This is a genomic window from Pseudomonas sp. SWRI68 (genome assembly GCF_014269165.1).
Lineage (GTDB): Bacteria > Pseudomonadota > Gammaproteobacteria > Pseudomonadales > Pseudomonadaceae > Aquipseudomonas > Aquipseudomonas capeferrum.
The window spans coordinates 1-230 of sequence record NZ_JABWRU010000092.1; the positions used below are offsets into that span (position 1 = coordinate 1).

General features: G+C 57.4%; 1 protein-coding gene. It reads left to right on the plus strand.

Features of this window, described 5'->3' with window-relative positions:
• On the plus strand, positions 1-230 hold a 230-nt coding region (locus HU770_RS26935), incomplete at both ends, for an immunoglobulin-like domain-containing protein (RefSeq protein WP_186666634.1).

Here is a 230-nt window from a genome sequence, read left to right on the forward strand (position 1 = left end):
TGACCAACAAAGACGGTCTGCCGATCGACAACCACGCGCCGTTGTACTTCACCCTGAGTGACGGCAAAACAGTCATTACCGTACCGGCCAACAGCACCAGCGGTTTCACTACCGTGACTGCGCCTGACAACGTTTACGTTGGGACCAACGCGCCGGTAGAGCAGAGCCTGCAAGCAGTCAGCGGCGCTGATGCTTGGAAGTTCGAAAACCTGGTTCTGGACAAGACCCCG